Origin of the sequence: Pleurocapsa minor HA4230-MV1 (genome assembly GCA_019359095.1) — a bacterium.
In the GTDB taxonomy this organism is placed as follows: Bacteria; Cyanobacteriota; Cyanobacteriia; order Cyanobacteriales; family Xenococcaceae; genus Waterburya; species Waterburya minor.
This window is the reverse complement of the sequence record JAHHHZ010000011.1, coordinates 135224-152161: the sequence shown is the minus strand read 5'-3', so window position 1 is coordinate 152161 and position 16938 is coordinate 135224. Positions and strand designations below refer to the sequence as shown.

Below are 16938 nucleotides of genomic sequence, written 5' to 3'. Positions count from 1 at the left end.
TGTATTGCCAAATAAAAAGAGGACACAGGTTTTGATGTCCTCTTGAGTTAAATTATAGTTAAATTATGAGTCGGATTTAATCAGCTTATAGCTTATAGCTTAAACAGAAGTCAAAGTTTTAGACTCAGTTACTTCTGGGCTATCTGCTTCTGAAGGGGGTACTACCTGCCAGAATTGACCGAGATAATAATCCCAATCTTTTAAAATAGCCTGACCTTTAGGACTACCAGTTTTAGCAACGTGCTGTTCAATCATCTCTTGAAGTTGTTTTGCTCCCGCCTCAGATTCGACTCGCTGCACCTTGACGATTTCGGGGTTTACCTTGCTGGGGAAACTATTATTTTCATCGAGGAAATAGCCCAAACCACCAGTCATCCCTGCACCGACGTTGCGACCAACTTCACCCAAGACGACAACTAAACCACCTGTCATGTATTCACAACAGTGATCTCCTGCACCTTCGATAACTGCTTTGCCCATGGAGTTACGCACAGCAAATCTTTCTCCTGCTCGTCCATTGGCATAAAGTACGCCGCCAGTTGCTCCATAAAGACAGGTATTACCGATAATTACATTAGTACCAGCGTCATAGGTAGATTTGCTACTAGGGGCAATAATAATTTCGCCACCGTGCATTCCTTTGCCAACATAATCGTTAGCTTCACCAGCAATAATCAGCTTCATGCCAGGTAGATTAAAAGCACCGAAACTTTGACCAGCAGAGCCTTTAAATATTAGGGTAATTTCACCAGCAAAACCACTATTACCATACTGGGAAGCGATCGCTCCAGAAATTCTCCCGCCAACACTACGGTCAGTGTTCAAAATAATTAAGTCTTTAGCTACTTTACTCTGATTAGCGATCGCAGCTTGAATTGCCTCATCGGCTAAGATTTCATCGTCTAATACTGCGTCATTGGTATGAGCATCTTGATGTTGTAACCAGCTACGATCTGATTTGACGTTTGGTAAATCGATTAGGCAATTTAAATCCAAACTCTTAGTTTTAGCAACGGTGACATTAGGATTGGGCATTAATAGATCGGTACGTCCAATAATCTCATCCAGACTGCAATAGCCTAGTTTTGCTAAGAGCGATCGCACTTCTTGCGCCACAAAGAAAAAGAAATTAACTACATTTTCGGGGATACCTTTAAACCGATCTCTCAGGTGTTGTTGTTGAGTTGCCACCCCAACAGGACAGGTATTCATGTGACAAACTCTTGCCATAATACAGCCTTCAGCAATCATAGCGATCGAACCAAAGCCATATTCTTCTGCCCCCATTAAAGCTGCCATAATTACGTCCCAACCAGTTTTTAGACCACCATCAGCACGGAGTAAAACGCGATCGCGCAGTTGATTCTGTAAAAGCACTCGATGTACTTCTGTCAGACCTAATTCCCAGGGTACTCCCGCATGTTTGATCGAGCTTAGAGGTGATGCTCCTGTTCCCCCATCATGACCCGAAATTTGGATGACATCGGCATTGGCTTTAGCTACTCCTGCGGCAATTGTACCGATACCAATCTCGGCCACTAGCTTAACCGACACTTTGGCTTGAGGATTGATTTGGTGGAGATCGAAAATTAACTGAGCCAAATCTTCAATGGAATAGATATCGTGGTGGGGAGGAGGCGAGATTAAAGTCACTCCTGGCTTAGACCGTCTTAAGGAAGCAATATAAGGGCTGACTTTTTTCCCTGGTAGTTGTCCCCCTTCTCCTGGTTTTGCCCCTTGAGCCAGCTTAATTTCTAGCTGCTGGGCGCTCATGAGATATTCTGGCGTGACCCCAAAACGTCCTGATGCAACCTGTTTAATTGCCGAGCTGGCAGTGTCGCCATTGATCAACCCATTGAGATGAGGTAATGTCGGGGATTTACCATCTGCGCCCACATCGTCTAATACTTTAAAGCGGATGGTGTCTTCACCGCCTTCTCCAGAGTTAGACTTACCCCCAATACGGTTCATGGCGACAGCAAGGGTTTCATGAGCCTCTCGAGATAGCGAACCCAAAGACATCCCACCAGTACAAAAGCGTTTAAAGATACTTTCCACCGATTCCACCTCGTCTAGAGAAATTGATGGGCGATCGCTTTTGAAGTCTAATAAATCTCTAAGAGCCGTTGCTGGTCTACCATGAAGCTGCTGTTTATATAGCTCGTAATGGTCATAATCCTTACTTTCCACCGCCTTATGCAAAGCCTTAGACATTTCAGGGGAGTTCATATGATATTCTCCACCTTTTTTGTACTTAACAAAGCCGTAGTTTTCCAGCTTTTTATCCAAAAGTTCAGGAAAAGCTTTGTGATGGAAAGCAATCACTTCTTGAGCTAACTCCGCTACAGTCAAACCACCCAAGCGAGAAGTCGTCCCCGTAAAAGCAAGATTGACTAAATCTACGCCTAAGCCTAATGCTTCAAAAATTTGCGCTCCATGATAGGAAGACAGCAGAGAAATTCCCATTTTAGAGAGAATCTTCAATAACCCTGCTTCAATCGACTGACGATAGTTTTGCTGTGCTTGAGCCAGGCTAACGGCTTCAATGCGTTCATTCTCCATCAGTTTTTGGGTCTTGGGATTATTCCACCACTGGCGCACACTTTCTAAAGTCAGATAAGGACAGACGGCTGATGCACCATAACCAATTAGACAAGCAAAATGGTGCGTACTCCAACACTGAGCGGTATCTACCACTAATGAAGTTCTCAAGCGTAATCCTTGCTGAATCAGGTGATGATGTACTGCTCCTATAGCTAACAATGGGGGAATATAGCTATATTCAGTGCCAATATTTTGTGACGCAGGGCGATCGCTTAAAACAATAATTTCTACTCCCGCTTTAACCGCAGTAGTTGCTTCTGCACACAATTGAGTTACGGCATCTTTTAGGCCATCAGGGCCACTGGCAATTCGATACAGAGTTGATAGGGTCTGAGTCTTAAAACCAGAGGAGGCGATCGCTGCTAATTCTTCATCATTTAAAACAGGAGACTCTAACTTGAGCAACCTTGCATCTTCAGCTTTCAAATTAAGAATATTGCCTTTAGCCCCCAGCTGCATGGACAAAGACATAACTAAGCTTTCCCGTAAAGGATCGATCGCTGGGTTAGTTACCTGAGCAAATCTTTGTTTGAAGTAGTCATAGAGCAGCCTTGGTTTATCGGAGAGTACAGCTAAGGGAATATCATCTCCCATACAGAAGGTTGGTTCTTTCCCGCTAATCGCCATCGACTGAATAATCAGTTCAAGATCCTCTGCGGTATAGCCAAAAGCAGTTTGACAACTCAACAGTTGCTCCGCACTCAACAAGTTTTCTCCGCTAAATTCTTGAGCAGCGATTGTTTGGCGATGCTGTTCAATCCATTTTCCATAGGGATTAGCCTGAGCAACTCTTTGTTTTACTTCCCAATTACGTAATACTTCCTTAGTTTTGAGATCGACCACTATGGTTTGACCTGGGCCAAGCCGACCTTTTTCGACTATTTCCTCATCAGGGATATTTACCACTCCTGTTTCTGAACCTACCACCACATAACCATCTTTAGTGATCGTGTAGCGAGCAGGGCGCAAACCATTACGATCCAAGGCTGCGCCCACAGTTTTGCCATCACTAAATACTAATAAAGCTGGCCCATCCCAAGCTTCTTGCTGACCACTGTGGTATTCATAAAAATCCACAATTTCTGGATACTCTTTGAGTGAAGGCTGATTTTGATAAGCTTCTGGCACTAGAATCATGGCTGCTTCGGTCACACTCCGACCCGTCCGCACCAGTAATTCCATCGCGCTATCTAAGTTATAAGAATCACTGTTATCGTTGTTAACAATTGGCGTTAACCCCTCAATCTCATCGTGAGTCCAGCCTGGTAAAGTTATCTCATTATTGGCGATTAATTCTTTTTCTCGGTTGGACATCCAGTTGATATTACCCAACAGAGTATTAATTTCACCGTTATGACCCAAGATCCTCATTGGTTGTGCAAAGGGCCATTTGGGCATGGTATTCGTACTAAAGCGACGATGATAGACGGCAAAAGTACTCTCATAATCTGAATTGGCTAGATCCTGATAAAAATCACCCAAAATAACCGCACGCACCATGCCTTTATAGACAACAGTACGACAGGAAAAAGAGCAAATATAAAAATCATCAGCGAGTTTTTTGCCAATCCGCGATCGCGCAATATACAATTTACGCTCTAAATCATCTCCGACTAAGCCATCAGGTGAACTAACCACAATTTGCTCAATATGAGGTTGGTTATCTCTAGCCTGTTGTCCCAACACTTCAGGACGCACGGGAACTTCTCGCCAACCTAATACCTGTAAACCTTCTGCTGTGACTAATTTATCGACATATTGCTTTAATTCAATAATTTTCTCACTAGCTTGCGGTAAAAACACCATTCCCACTCCCCAAGCTTCTGCTTCAGGCTGAGCAAGATTATTTTGAGCAAACCAGTCAGCAAAGATCTTTTCAGGCAAGGCGGTCATAATACCTGCACCATCTCCCGAATCGCGATCGGCACTACACCCACCACGATGTTCCATACATCCCAGTGCCTTTAAAGCCTGTCTGACAATTTTATTACTCTGACGACCATCTTGATAGGCAATAAAACCTACTCCACAAGCATCTCTTTCTTCTACTAGCCATCGTTGACCCTGAAATGGCTCAGTCGATCTAGTCGATAAATCTTGCTGAGATTCTATATTAATACTGCTATTTAAAAATTTCATTTCTTGCTTGCTCATACAGAGGTAATAAATTGTTAGAGATAACCTGTTGCAGAATGGGTGCTATGTTAAACTTTTCTGGAGTAAATTAAAGACTCTTTAATAACTTTTTGCTCGTCATTGTGATTAGATACACTTAATTTTTAGACTATTGATGAGGGCGACAAACTATCGGTATAAAATTATACAGATAGCATGTTGGTGATTTGCAGGGAGTGGATACGCTCAATGTGAACTAAAAAATACCGCAAACCAAGAGATAGTGGAGATTGAATCGAGACGGCTAGCCAATATTTTAATATTTTTAAGCTTAGATAGCTTTATATAAAGTAAATATACAAAAATTTCAAATGATTATCTGACAAGCAATTTAATCAATATTTAGGGTGAGTATCTGTATAAATGTCTGTATAAATGCTGAAAACCTGCGTCTCGATTTCATAGGATATTATTGTAGCGGAACTAACATCCAATAAAAAGCTCGATCTATTACAGTTTCGACACAATAATTAATTAAGGCGAGTCTCCCACAAATCCCTAATATTTTGTTGACATTTATAGATTAGATATTTTGGCTGAGAAAAAGCAACTTCAAACAAACTTTAAGTCAGTCTCAGTTTTTGGTGCGTTCAAGCTTTTTTATATAAAGATTCGATGTAGATGGGGGGTTTGCTGAAGCTTAATCTTCAATTTTGCGACAATTGTTTGTTATCTTTTGGATAAGTTGACTCTTCTTCAGCATGACAAGAGCAAATTACAGATATAAATTAAATTAAGTTCACATCATATTTGTCGTCACTAAGTCAAGCAATTATGTCTCAATCTACAAAAATAAAATCAATTTCTAACGTAACTGAAGCAAAATTTTTGCCCACTGCTGCATCAGGAGTGGCTGCTACTGAAATTCGCCCTTGGGGTTCGTTTACCACCTTGGAAGAAGGAGCAGGATATAAAATTAAGCGTATTGAAGTAAATCCTGGTCATCGTCTTAGCTTACAAATGCACCATCACCGCAGTGAGCATTGGATTGTGGTTTCAGGTACAGCTAAAGTTACCTGTGGCGATCGAGAAATGATCCTAGGCAGTAATCAATCTACTTATGTTCCTCAATGTACCACCCATAGACTCGAAAATCCTGGGGTGATTAATTTGGTATTGATTGAAGTGCAAAATGGTCAATATTTGGGAGAAGACGATATTATTCGCTTTAGCGATGATTATGCGCGCCAATAGTTAGCTTTTCTGCTAAATAACGCCAGAATTGATTATTTTTTATAACCAGCCTGAACCATACCAGCTTAATTAAGAAGCATTGCAGTCAAAAGATTTTACTGTAGCATAGCTTTAAGAAACAAGTTTAGTTAAAGCAGGCTTTTTTTTATGGTTAATATTAGTCCCGCAGCAGTAGCGGAAATTAAGCGCATTAAGCTTAATCGCAAGATTCCAGATGCTTACCTGAGACTCGTTGTTAAGTCAGGGGGGTGTCTGGATTTTTTTTACGATTTGCAATTTGAATCTGGAGTTGAAATAGATCATCAAACTAACAAAAGCGATCGCCTAATCGAAATCGATGGCATCAGTTTGGTGGTCGATACTCAGTCTTGGAAATATGTAGAATTTTTAAAACTGGACTATGCAGAAGATTTGATGGGGGGAGGTTTTCGCTTTAACAATCCGCAAAACCACAAAACTTGTGGCTGTGGAATTTCTTTCCCCAAACCTGTTAGCAATTCGCCTGTGGAAAAAGTTAGCTAGAGTGATAGGGAAACCTGTTTTAAGCTCAACCATGAGTTTTAAAACATGAGTTTTAAAATAGCTAAGGAATGAACTATCTTGAGGTGATGTCATGAGCATTGACGAAACACCAAATACAGGAGGTGGCATACCCGTAATTCGCTATTGGGCAGAAAAAACCGTTTCCCCAGATGGCGTAAAAATTTGGCAAAAATTGCTCCACAAAAGTGCTTGTCTTTCTTGTGCTTGGGGAACAGGGGGGCAAAAAGGGAGTTTCGTTAACGAAGAGGGGGAAATATTACAGCGTTGTGCCAAAAGTGTCGAAGCGATCGCCTCAGAACTACAGCCAGCGACTGATTTCGACGAAAAATATACCCTAAAAGAGCTTCAGGAATTAACCTCCCAAGCAGCCAATAATTTGGGTAGATTAACTCATCCTTTAATTTTGCGTGCTGGAAGTAATCGCTACACCAAAATTTCTTGGAACGAAGTATATGACATTGCCGAAAAAGCATTTAATCAACCAGCTCAAAGGATTGCATCTTATAGTTCTGGTAGGTCATCGAACGAAGCAGCATTTTTACTACAGATAATGGTGCGAGCGATCGGTTCTAATAATCTGGCAGACTGTTCCGACTTGTGCCACGCAGCCTCTACAGTGGGGTTGAAACAGATGTTTGGTTCTGGAACATCAATGGTCAGTTTAGCTAGCCTAAAAGGAGCAGATTGCCTAGTTTTAATTGGTTCTAACGCACCAGCTAACCATCCTCGATTGTTGAACGAGTTAATTAAACTGCGCGATCGCGGGGGGAAAGTGATTATCATTAATCCGATGATTGAGGTTGGGTTGGTCAAATTTGCCTCTCCAGCTTTCCCTCTTAAATCTATGCTGGCTGGCGGTTCGGCAATCTCTTCTCTATATCTACAACCAATTCCTGGTAGCGATGTAGCTTTATTTGTGGGTATTCAGAAATCCGTAATTGAACAAAATTTAGTCAAATTCGATTTTTTGCAAAACTACAGCGAAAATTGGCAAAGTATTGTTCAACAAGCCCAAACTACTTCTTGGGAAACCATCACCTCTACCTGTGGTATTTCGCAAGCTGAAATCACTATCGCTGCTCAAATAATCGGGACATCTTCGGCGGTAGTATTTGCCTGGGCGATGGGAGTCACCCAACAGGAAAACGGTGTCGATAATATTTTTAGTATTGCCAATACTGCTCTGTTAACGGGCAACGTGGGCAAACCAGGAGCGGGAACTATGCCAATTCGCGGACATTCTAATGTTCAGGGATTTGGTTCGATGGGAGTCACTGTTAACCTCAAACAAGAGATTCAGCAAGCTTTAGAGCAGCTTTTTGAACGTCCTTTAAGTAGAGTTAATGGATATGATACCAGGGCATTAATTACAGCTGCGGAGCGGGCAAATGTGGATACTTTGTTTTGTTTAGGGGGAAATCTCTACGCAGCCAACCCAGATTTAAAGCAAGCACAACGAGCTTTGGGACAAATTGAAACCATTTTTTATGTAGCAACGAAACCGAATCTAGGTCATTTTCACGGTTTAGCACAGCAGAATACGCTTATTTTGCCTGTCTTTACGCGGTTTGAAAATCCCCATAAAACAACTACAGAATCGGGTAATAATTTTGTCCGTCTCAATGAGCCAGGAAGAACCCACCTGCGCCAGGGAAATTTGATTTCCGAGGTGGAGTTGATTACTCAAATTGCCCAGCGAGTTTTAGGAGAACATCCTGTAGATTGGCGCCAACTTCAGAATCCAAAATACATTCGCCAACTAATTGCCAAGACAATTCCTGGATACGAAAAAATTGGCGAAATCGATCGTACTGGAGAAGAATTTACGATCGCAGGGAGGATTTTTGATCGACCTCAATTTGCCACACCTACAGGTAAAGCCAAGATGTTTGTGACAACTTTACCTAAATTAAATGTACCCACTAAGACAGATTTTGGTGTAGCAGAATCAACCCCAGGAATTATCTTAATTTTGGGTACAGGCAGAAGTTATGCTCAGCATAATACTGTAGTTTACCAACCTGGAGATTACTATCGCGGAATGCCTCACCGCAATTGCATTTTAATCAATTGCCAAGATGCTCAAGCAGCCAGATTCTCAGAACATCAACGGGTTACAGTACAAGGTGATGCGGGTAAATTGACAGATGTGGAAGTGATTTTTGGCCAGATTCGCCAGGGAGCAGCAATGATGTTCTATCCCGAAGTTAATGCCATTTTTAAAGCTAAAATCGATCGACATTCTGGTACACCAGCTTATAAAAGAGTGCCTGTATTTGTTTACTCAGAAAATAATCAATAGTGACAAGCAATTCTAGCTAAAAATTGACGCACGAGCTGAAATTAATCTATAATCAGAATTTGTCTGCTATTGTGCTATATCTTTTTGACATTAAGCAATTCAGGAGACCAAAAATCACACAAGCCAATAACTCATGCCCACTATTCAGCAGCTCATCCGTAGCGAAAGATCAAAAGCCCAGAAAAAGACCAAATCTCCTGCGCTCAAAGAATGCCCTCAACGCCGAGGAGTATGTACTAGAGTTTATACCACCACTCCTAAAAAGCCCAACTCAGCTTTGAGAAAGGTAGCTAGGGTTAGATTGACTTCAGGATTTGAAGTCACAGCCTATATTCCTGGAATTGGACATAACTTGCAGGAACACTCCGTAGTTCTCATTCGAGGAGGTCGTGTCAAAGATCTTCCAGGGGTTAGATATCATATAGTTCGCGGTACTTTGGATACAACTGGAGTAAAGGATAGAACTCAAAGTCGCTCCAAGTATGGTACTAAACGTCCTAAGTCATAAGCTAACTCAATTTCCAACTGTTGAAGTTAAATAACTAGAATACATTCATATTTTTAAGAGTTGCAGTTAAAAAGTATGGTGTTTTTAGATAGCAAGCCCATGATGACTTCAGGCAGTAACAGTAATGGTTGTAATTAATCAGTATTCTCCGCACAAAACTAACTAAGCCCATTAGATTAGATTTTGCTGACAGATAATTCTGTTTTTGATTGGTTAATTTTTTAAGCGATCGCCTCTAATGATCAAGGCGCGGTCAATCTTGAAATTAACTCATATTTATATATTCTCTAACTTAAAGTAACAAGCAAATGTCTCGTCGTTCTAGCAATAAAAAACGCCCAGTTCCCCCAGATCCCGTCTACAATAGTCGCCTACTCAGCATGACAATCAGAAGAATTATGCGCAGTGGCAAACAGTCTTTGGCAGCCCGCATCATTTATGATGCCATGGAGATTATTGGGGAGAGAACTGGGAATGCTCCAATTGAAGTGTTTGAGCAAGCCATCAAAAATCTTACTCCTTTAGTAGAGGTCAAGGCACGCCGAGTTGGTGGTGCAACTTATCAAGTCCCCATGGAGGTTAGACAGGGTAGAGGAACAACTTTAGCTTTACGCTGGTTGATTCAGTTTTCCCGCTCAAGAGGTGGACGTACTATGGCGACTAAGCTTGCCAGTGAAATTATGGACGCTGCTAATGAAACAGGTGGCGCAATGAAAAAAAGAGATGAGACTCATCGGATGGCAGAAGCAAATAAAGCTTTTGCTCACTATCGCTATTAAGTATTAGTCAAACAAGCTTGTGTCTAGTTTTGAAGACGCTGATGCCCAAATTTCTTTGGCTATTTATCTGAAGTAAAAGTTATTTAGCTAGAGGATTTCCTGGTCATCAGCAAGATTTGTTTGAGGGTAAATTTGATTAAAACCTAGACTGTATATTTAGTGATTGTGTTGCTGACTTAATCAAAAGCCTATCCTGCTTTAAATTAGTGGGAAAATTAATTAAAATAGAATATTACTGCCTAAAATATTTTAAGACTGCTACCTTAATTATTTGATAAAAGTATAGAATTATAAATGGAGCTAAATATTAATACTTATTTAGCAGTTTCATCCTGCAAGATGCAAGGAGGTATTTGTGGGACGTAACATCCCTCTTGAGCGAGTACGAAATATTGGTATTGCAGCTCATATAGATGCGGGTAAAACAACAACAACAGAACGGATTCTTTTCTACACTGGCATCGCCTATAAAATGGGCGAGGTTCATGATGGTGCTGCGACAATGGATTGGATGCAGCAAGAGCAGGAGAGAGGAATCACAATAACTGCCGCTGCGATCAGCACTAGCTGGAAAGACTACAAGATTAACATTATTGACACTCCTGGACATGTAGACTTCACGATTGAAGTGGAGCGTTCGATGCGAGTTCTTGATGGTGTAATTGCTGTTTTTTGTTCTGTTGGTGGTGTGCAACCTCAGTCTGAAACCGTATGGCGACAGGCAAATAGGTACAATGTGCCAAGAATTGCTTTCATTAATAAAATGGATCGCACGGGAGCAAACTTTTTTAAAGTTCATGAGCAAATTAGAGAGCGGCTTCAGGCAAACGCAGTTCCAATTCAAATTCCTGTTGGTAACGAAGCTGAATTTGCGGGAATTGTCGATCTTGTGCGGATGAAAGCGATTATCTACAAAGATGACCTGGGCAAAGAAATTGAAGAAACCGATATTCCTGAGCAGCTTGAAGCTCAAGCCAAAGAATATAGAGCGATGTTAATTGAGTCGCTGGCAGAAACAAACGAAGCACTTCTCGAAAAGTTCATGATGGAGGAGGAGTTTAGCGAAGCCGAAATCAAGTCGGCAATTCGTCAGGGAACTATTGACGGTTCGATTATGCCAGTATTATGTGGCTCTGCATTTAAAAATAAAGGAGTGCAAGATCTATTAGACGCGGTAGTAGATTACTTACCTGCTCCTCCAGAAGTTCCAGCGATTACTGGTCATCTACCTAATGGAGAGCAAGCTGTCAGACATTCTGATGACAATGAGCCTTTCGCTGCATTAGCTTTTAAAATTGCTAGCGATAAATTTGGTCGTTTGACTTTTATTCGAGTATACTCAGGAGTTTTAGCCAAAGGAACTTACGTTTATAATTCGACCAAGCAAAAGAAAGAGCGAATTTCTCGCTTAGTAGTATTGAAATCTAATGAGCGTATTGAAGTTGATGAGCTGAGAGCAGGAGATCTAGGGGCAATAGTCGGACTTAAGCTAGCAACCACAGGTGACACTTTGTGCGATGATGAAAATCCGATTATTTTAGAGTCTCTATATGTTCCTGAACCAGTAATTTCGGTCGCAGTTGAACCTCAAACCAAGAGTGATGTAGAAAAGCTGTCAAAAGCTTTACAAACTCTCTCTGATGAAGATCCTACCTTTCGCGTTAGCACTAATCCTGAAACTAATCAGACTGTGATTGCGGGAATGGGTGAACTTCATTTAGAAATCTTAGTAGATCGTATGCTAAGAGAATTCAGCGTTGAGGCTACCGTCGGAAAACCTCAAGTCGCCTATCGAGAAACAATTCGTCGTAGCGGCAAAGGAGTTGGAAAATACATCAAGCAAAGTGGCGGGAAAGGCCAATATGGTCATGCCGTCTTAGAAGTAGAACCCGCAGAACCAGGTTCGGGGTTTGAGTTTGTTTCTAAAATTGTTGGTGGTACAATTCCCAAGGAATTTATTCCGCCAATTGAGCAAGGGGTGAAACAAACCTGCGAATCTGGTATCTTGTCAGGATACCCTTTGATTGATATCAAGGTGACATTAGTTGATGGTTCTTACCACGATGTAGACTCTAACGAGATGGCTTTCAAGGTGGCTGGCTCTATGGCAGTTAGGGATGCAGTCAATCAGGCTGCTCCTGTGGTGTTGGAGCCGATGATGAAAGTTGAAGTCGAAGTTCCCGAAGATTATTTGGGAGACGTAATTGGCGACTTGAACTCACGTCGAGGCAACATTGAAGGCATGAATTCTGACAGTGGCATAGCCAAAATTGATGCTCAAGTTCCTTTAGCAAAAATGTTTGGTTATGCTACAGATATCCGTTCCAAAACCCAAGGACGAGGTATCTTCTCAATGGAGTTCAGCGAATATAGTGATGTTCCTCAGAATGAAGCTGAGGCAATTATCGCCAGAAATAAAGGGAACACTTTTGTTTAAATAAGGAAAAAATAAATTAATGGCACGCGCAAAGTTTGAACGTAATAAAGAACACGCTAATATTGGTACTGTAGGTCATGTAGACCATGGTAAAACTACTTTAACAGCAGCTATTACTCTAGCTTTGGCTGCTATGGGTGGTGCTAAAGCCAGAAACTACGAAGATATTGATGCTGCTCCTGAAGAAAAAGCTCGTGGGATCACGATTAATACTGCTCACGTTGAGTACGAAACTGAAAATCGTCATTATGCTCACGTAGACTGTCCTGGACACGCTGATTATGTCAAAAACATGATTACTGGTGCTGCTCAAATGGACGGCGGTATTTTGGTAGTATCTGCTGCTGATGGCCCTATGCCTCAAACTCGCGAACACATTCTATTAGCTAAACAAGTTGGTGTTCCTAGTTTGGTAGTTTTCATGAATAAAGAAGACCAAGTAGATGACGAAGAGCTACTAGAATTGGTTGAGCTAGAAATTCGTGAGCTATTGAGCGAATATGATTTTCCTGGTGATGATATTCCAATCGTTTCTGGTTCTGCTTTAAAAGCAGTGGAAGCTCTGGCTGCCAACCCTAAACTTCAAAAAGGAGAAGATAAGTGGGTTGATAAAATTCACGCTTTAATGGAACAGGTTGATACTTATATCCCAACTCCAGAACGTGAAGTTGACAAGCCTTTCTTGATGGCGGTAGAAGATGTGTTCTCCATTACTGGTCGTGGTACTGTGGCAACTGGACGTATTGAGCGCGGTGTTGTTAAGGTGGGTGAAACGATCGCTATTATCGGTATCAGAGACACTCGCACTGCTGCTGTCACTGGCGTAGAAATGTTCCAAAAAACCTTGGATCAAGGTATGGCTGGAGACAATGTTGGTGTGCTTCTTCGTGGTATTGCCAAGGAAGATATCGAACGTGGTATGGTTTTGGCTAAACCTGGTTCAATTACTCCTCACACCGAGTTTGAAGGAGAAGTGTATGTCCTAACTAAAGAAGAAGGTGGTCGTCATACTCCTTTCTTCAAAAACTATCGTCCTCAGTTTTACGTTCGTACTACTGACGTAACTGGTACGATTACTGACTACACTTCTGATGATGGTAGCGCAGTAGAAATGGTCATGCCTGGCGATCGCATTAAAATGAGTGTAGAGCTAATCAATCCCATTGCGATCGAACAAGGAATGCGTTTTGCAATTCGTGAAGGTGGTCGTACTATTGGTGCTGGTGTAGTTTCCAAGATTATTAAGTAGTCTTAGGGACAACCTAGATAGAACGAACAACCTAATCCTACGGGGGGAAATCTTGTTAGTCATTTACTAAGCTAAATCGCTGACATTGTTTTCTCCCCTAGTTTTTGTGAGACAATACAGATTGGCAGACAGCATTTTATGCCAGCCTTGAGCTAACCTTTTATTCCGTACCTGTACCTCGACAATCAATCATGGCAACGATCCAACAACAGAAAATCCGCATTCGTCTCAAAGCCTTTGACCAGCGCTTACTAGATACTTCTTGTGACAAAATAGTTGATACGGCAAATAGAACTAACGCTTCTGCCGTTGGGCCAATTCCTCTACCAACTAAAAGAAAAATTTATTGTGTTTTGCGATCGCCTCACGTCGATAAAGACTCTCGCGAACATTTTGAAACTCGTACTCACCGTCGTATTATTGATATTTACAAACCTTCTTCCAAGACAATTGATGCTTTGATGAAGTTAGATTTACCTGCTGGTGTTGATATTGAAGTTAAGCTTTAAGCATACTTGATAAATATTACAGCTAATTTTTTTTTGCCCTTTAGGTTTACTTCTAAAGGGTAATTTTGTGAGAATGAAAGTTAAAATGACTAGATCGTATAAATAAATATGTTTTTTTTCAATCAGTTTAAAATCGTAACTATAGTATCTCTGTTAGCTGTTGGATCGATACCAGCGATCGCTCATAATGTTGAAATATCTGGGCAAGTAGCTGCCACATTTCACATTGAACCTAATCATAATCCCCAGGCAAATCAACCAACTACGGCCTGGTTTGCTTTGACTCGTCGTGGTGGGAATAGTATCCCTTTATCTCAATGCAATTGTACCCTTCGGGTGTATAGCCTTCCTCGCACTAATAATGCTCAACCTTTATTGAAGCCTAAATTAATTCCCCTCAATGTCGAAAAATTTCAAGAAATACCTGGTGCCAAAATAACTTTTCCTCAGGCAGGAACATATGAGCTAGAAATTAGTGGTAGAGCTAAAGATGAAAGTTTTTCACCCTTCAAACTAGCCTACACTGTTAATGTAGTACAATAATACTGTTGCTCAAATCTAACAGATTAACCTAACAGAGTTTTTATCTGGCTTTAATGGTGTTGCTAAAAACTGAAAATTAGGCGATCGCGAAGCTTATGCTAAAGCATTTGCGAAGCTTATCCTTTAGGACTAGCTACGCGTCGTCCTTTAGGGGAGTCCAATCGCAACCTGATATTTAATTCTATTTAAGAATTATGATTAAGTAGAATTATGCACATAATACACAGAAGTCGAAACTATTATGGGTAGAAAAGCCAAGCTTAAAAAATCCAGACAGCAAGCCACTGCTAAATCGCATCAAAAATATAGTGCAACAGAGTTTGTCGAACAGTTTAAACACATGGGCTATCAAGTTAAGATAGATCTTCAGTCACAGCCGAAAACTAACCGTGTAAACATGGCTCCAGAGCTTCCTCAAACAAAAATTGAACCCCAGCTATAGCAAAATATTATTTAAACTCTTACGGCTTAATTCCCAGCTAGATATTGGTAACACAATTGGCCAAAATAGAGGCGCAATTAAAAGAACACACCAAGAGATTAGATCGAATTTAGAGGTGCTGAGATCTGAATAAAAAAGACCAAACCAATAGACAAATACCATGAAGCAGATTATCCAATACCAAGTAACTATGCTTGCTGACATTATTAATAAGCCAAAGTAAAATTTTTGACTTAATTATCGTTGACAATTTGAAAAAATGTAAGGAGTAAAAATACTTAAATTAGCTAATTAAGCATTGGGCTACTAGATGAAATCATGTTTATTATCTAAATTAAAGCGTTTTGTTTAGAGCAAACAAATTAAATAAAACGCTTTAAATAACCTATTATAATTTGATTTTTTCTTAGTAATGCTACTGTGTATGGCATAGTGATATCAACTTAAATTTGTTGTTTTCCAGTACAACTTAAAAGCCATATGTCTGCTTTTTCACTTCTTTTACTTTAATAATATTTACCATTTATAAAATATCTTTCTAGCTGACAGTATTAGGGCGTGTCATCAATTAAGCCAAACAACAGAGGCAGCAAGATCAATAGAACATAAGAAATTAATGGCTCTTTTATCATATAGTTTCCAAATCTTGAGGGCAAGTCTCTCCAAGGAATTCCTACACGATACCGATAAAGTACTGCTTCAACAAATAACCTATTATCCTTAGCCGTTACTCCCACTGTCTCCTCTCTTCCAGGAAGCAAGTCTTTAATCTTTTTCCATTGCGACGCGAAGAACGGACGCGCCAGCTTATACTAAAGCATTTGCCCTAAAGGATTCCCTTTGGTCACGAAGCTTATCCTTTAGGACTCGCTGACGCAAAGCTAACCCCTTTAGGGTCGCATCGTCCGAAGGTGTATACCGCAAGGGTACTAACTCCGTGTCGCCCTTTAGGGAATCCTTTAGGACGAGCTTGTTAGCTAATGGTAAACCACATTGTACCCTTGTGGTATACCGCTTCGCGACGCGAAGGACGCGAGCTTGCGAGCTTATCCGAAGGTGTATACCGCAAGGGTACTAACTCCGTGTCGCCCTTTAGGGAATCCTTTAGGGCATATCCTTTAGGGATCATCTCTGAGGGCGTATCTTCCTGTCATCTTTTGATTTTTATGAGAATTTTACCATTTTTATCTAGCGATCGCTTTGTTCTTTTTAATTGATGACACGCCCTAATACTGTCAGCAACTAAGCAATTCCTAGAGAAAAGAAACTTAATATACGCTCTCATAAAATATCTGCCAAGATAAAAATATAGTCCTCAAACGGTAGTTTTCGATCCACCGTAATTCACTAACAATAAGTCCAAAAATCTCAGATTTTATACTTATTAAAATTTAAAAAATGGCAGATTTAGGTAAATACTGCTGAACTTTTCAATGGTAAATTTTCATAGGTTACTGGAGAAAAATGAAAGCGAATAAAATAGCGATCTCTGCTGTCATTCTTGGTGGAAGTAGCTTTACAGGCGGTATTGGTACTATTGTCGTTACTCTTTTTGGGGCGTTAATTATTGCTGTTCTCAGCAATGGTTTGACTTTATTAAATATATCCTACTTCTAGCAATTAGTTGTTAAGGGAATAGTAATTATTGTGGCG

12 protein-coding genes and 1 pseudogene are annotated in these 16938 nt (G+C 40.7%); 11 read left to right on the top strand and 2 right to left on the bottom strand.

All coding sequences use genetic code 11. The annotated features are described in order from the left end of the window. Positions 1-99 precede the first annotated feature (99 nt). Positions 100-4743: a glutamate synthase large subunit gene (gene gltB, locus KME09_03115; GenBank protein MBW4532904.1), complete on the bottom strand. Its 4644-nt coding sequence runs from the start codon at positions 4741-4743 to the stop codon at positions 100-102. Between the two features lie 810 nt (positions 4744-5553). On the opposite strand from gltB, the gene KME09_03110 reads away from it, so the two are divergent. From KME09_03110 to KME09_03065, 10 genes are all read left to right on the top strand, one after another. Then, positions 5554-5973: a phosphomannose isomerase type II C-terminal cupin domain gene (locus KME09_03110; GenBank protein MBW4532903.1), complete on the top strand. Its 420-nt coding sequence runs from the start codon at positions 5554-5556 to the stop codon at positions 5971-5973. 147 nt (positions 5974-6120) lie between these two features. Then, a complete protein-coding gene (locus tag KME09_03105) occupies positions 6121-6495 on the top strand; it encodes an iron-sulfur cluster assembly accessory protein (protein MBW4532902.1) in 375 nt (124 codons plus the stop codon). 91 nt (positions 6496-6586) lie between these two features. Continuing rightward, positions 6587-8818, top strand: a complete 2232-nt coding sequence (locus KME09_03100) for an FdhF/YdeP family oxidoreductase (protein ID MBW4532901.1) — start codon at positions 6587-6589, stop codon at positions 8816-8818. 133 nt (positions 8819-8951) lie between these two features. After that, complete coding sequence (rpsL, locus tag KME09_03095; GenBank protein MBW4532900.1) at positions 8952-9326, top strand: 30S ribosomal protein S12; 375 nt, start codon at positions 8952-8954, stop codon at positions 9324-9326. A gap of 308 nt (positions 9327-9634) precedes the next feature. Beyond that, a complete protein-coding gene (gene rpsG / locus KME09_03090) occupies positions 9635-10105 on the top strand; it encodes a 30S ribosomal protein S7 (protein ID MBW4532899.1) in 471 nt (156 codons plus the stop codon). Positions 10106-10460: 355 nt separating this feature from the next. After that, positions 10461-12542, top strand: a complete 2082-nt coding sequence (fusA, locus tag KME09_03085) for an elongation factor G (protein MBW4532898.1) — start codon at positions 10461-10463, stop codon at positions 12540-12542. Between the two features lie 19 nt (positions 12543-12561). Further along, positions 12562-13791, top strand: a complete 1230-nt coding sequence (tuf, locus tag KME09_03080) for an elongation factor Tu (GenBank protein MBW4532897.1) — start codon at positions 12562-12564, stop codon at positions 13789-13791. Between the two features lie 200 nt (positions 13792-13991). Further along, entirely contained in the window at positions 13992-14300 is a 309-nt protein-coding gene (rpsJ, locus tag KME09_03075; protein MBW4532896.1) for a 30S ribosomal protein S10, read from the top strand. A 108-nt stretch (positions 14301-14408) separates the two neighbouring features. Further along, a complete protein-coding gene (locus KME09_03070; protein ID MBW4532895.1) occupies positions 14409-14843 on the top strand; it encodes a hypothetical protein in 435 nt (144 codons plus the stop codon). A 241-nt stretch (positions 14844-15084) separates the two neighbouring features. Further along, positions 15085-15285 (top strand): hypothetical protein, encoded by a 201-nt coding sequence (locus tag KME09_03065; GenBank protein ID MBW4532894.1) that lies wholly within the window; start codon positions 15085-15087, stop codon positions 15283-15285. 632 nt (positions 15286-15917) lie between these two features. On the opposite strand, the pseudogene KME09_03060 reads toward KME09_03065, so the two are convergent. Next, a pseudogene (locus KME09_03060) lies at positions 15918-16091 on the bottom strand (transposase). A 658-nt stretch (positions 16092-16749) separates the two neighbouring features. Between KME09_03060 and KME09_03055 the strand changes: the two are divergent. Next, a complete protein-coding gene (locus KME09_03055) occupies positions 16750-16902 on the top strand; it encodes a hypothetical protein (GenBank protein MBW4532893.1) in 153 nt (50 codons plus the stop codon). Positions 16903-16938: the final 36 nt, after the last annotated feature.

Bases quoted from the DNA above. Each gene is read 5' to 3' on its own strand.
- KME09_03070 (MBW4532895.1), top strand. From the start codon at position 14,409: ATGTTTTTTTTCAATCAGTTTAAAATCGTAACTATAGTATCTCTGTTA.
- KME09_03100 (MBW4532901.1), top strand. From the start codon at position 6,587: ATGAGCATTGACGAAACACCAAATACAGGAGGTGGCATACCCGTAATT.
- KME09_03065 (MBW4532894.1), top strand. From the start codon at position 15,085: ATGGGTAGAAAAGCCAAGCTTAAAAAATCCAGACAGCAAGCCACTGCT.
- tuf (MBW4532897.1), top strand. From the start codon at position 12,562: ATGGCACGCGCAAAGTTTGAACGTAATAAAGAACACGCTAATATTGGT.
- KME09_03110 (MBW4532903.1), top strand. From the start codon at position 5,554: ATGTCTCAATCTACAAAAATAAAATCAATTTCTAACGTAACTGAAGCA.
- rpsL (MBW4532900.1), top strand. From the start codon at position 8,952: ATGCCCACTATTCAGCAGCTCATCCGTAGCGAAAGATCAAAAGCCCAG.
- KME09_03055 (MBW4532893.1), top strand. From the start codon at position 16,750: ATGAAAGCGAATAAAATAGCGATCTCTGCTGTCATTCTTGGTGGAAGT.
- rpsG (MBW4532899.1), top strand. From the start codon at position 9,635: ATGTCTCGTCGTTCTAGCAATAAAAAACGCCCAGTTCCCCCAGATCCC.
- KME09_03105 (MBW4532902.1), top strand. From the start codon at position 6,121: ATGGTTAATATTAGTCCCGCAGCAGTAGCGGAAATTAAGCGCATTAAG.
- gltB (MBW4532904.1), bottom strand. From the start codon at position 4,743: ATGAAATTTTTAAATAGCAGTATTAATATAGAATCTCAGCAAGATTTA.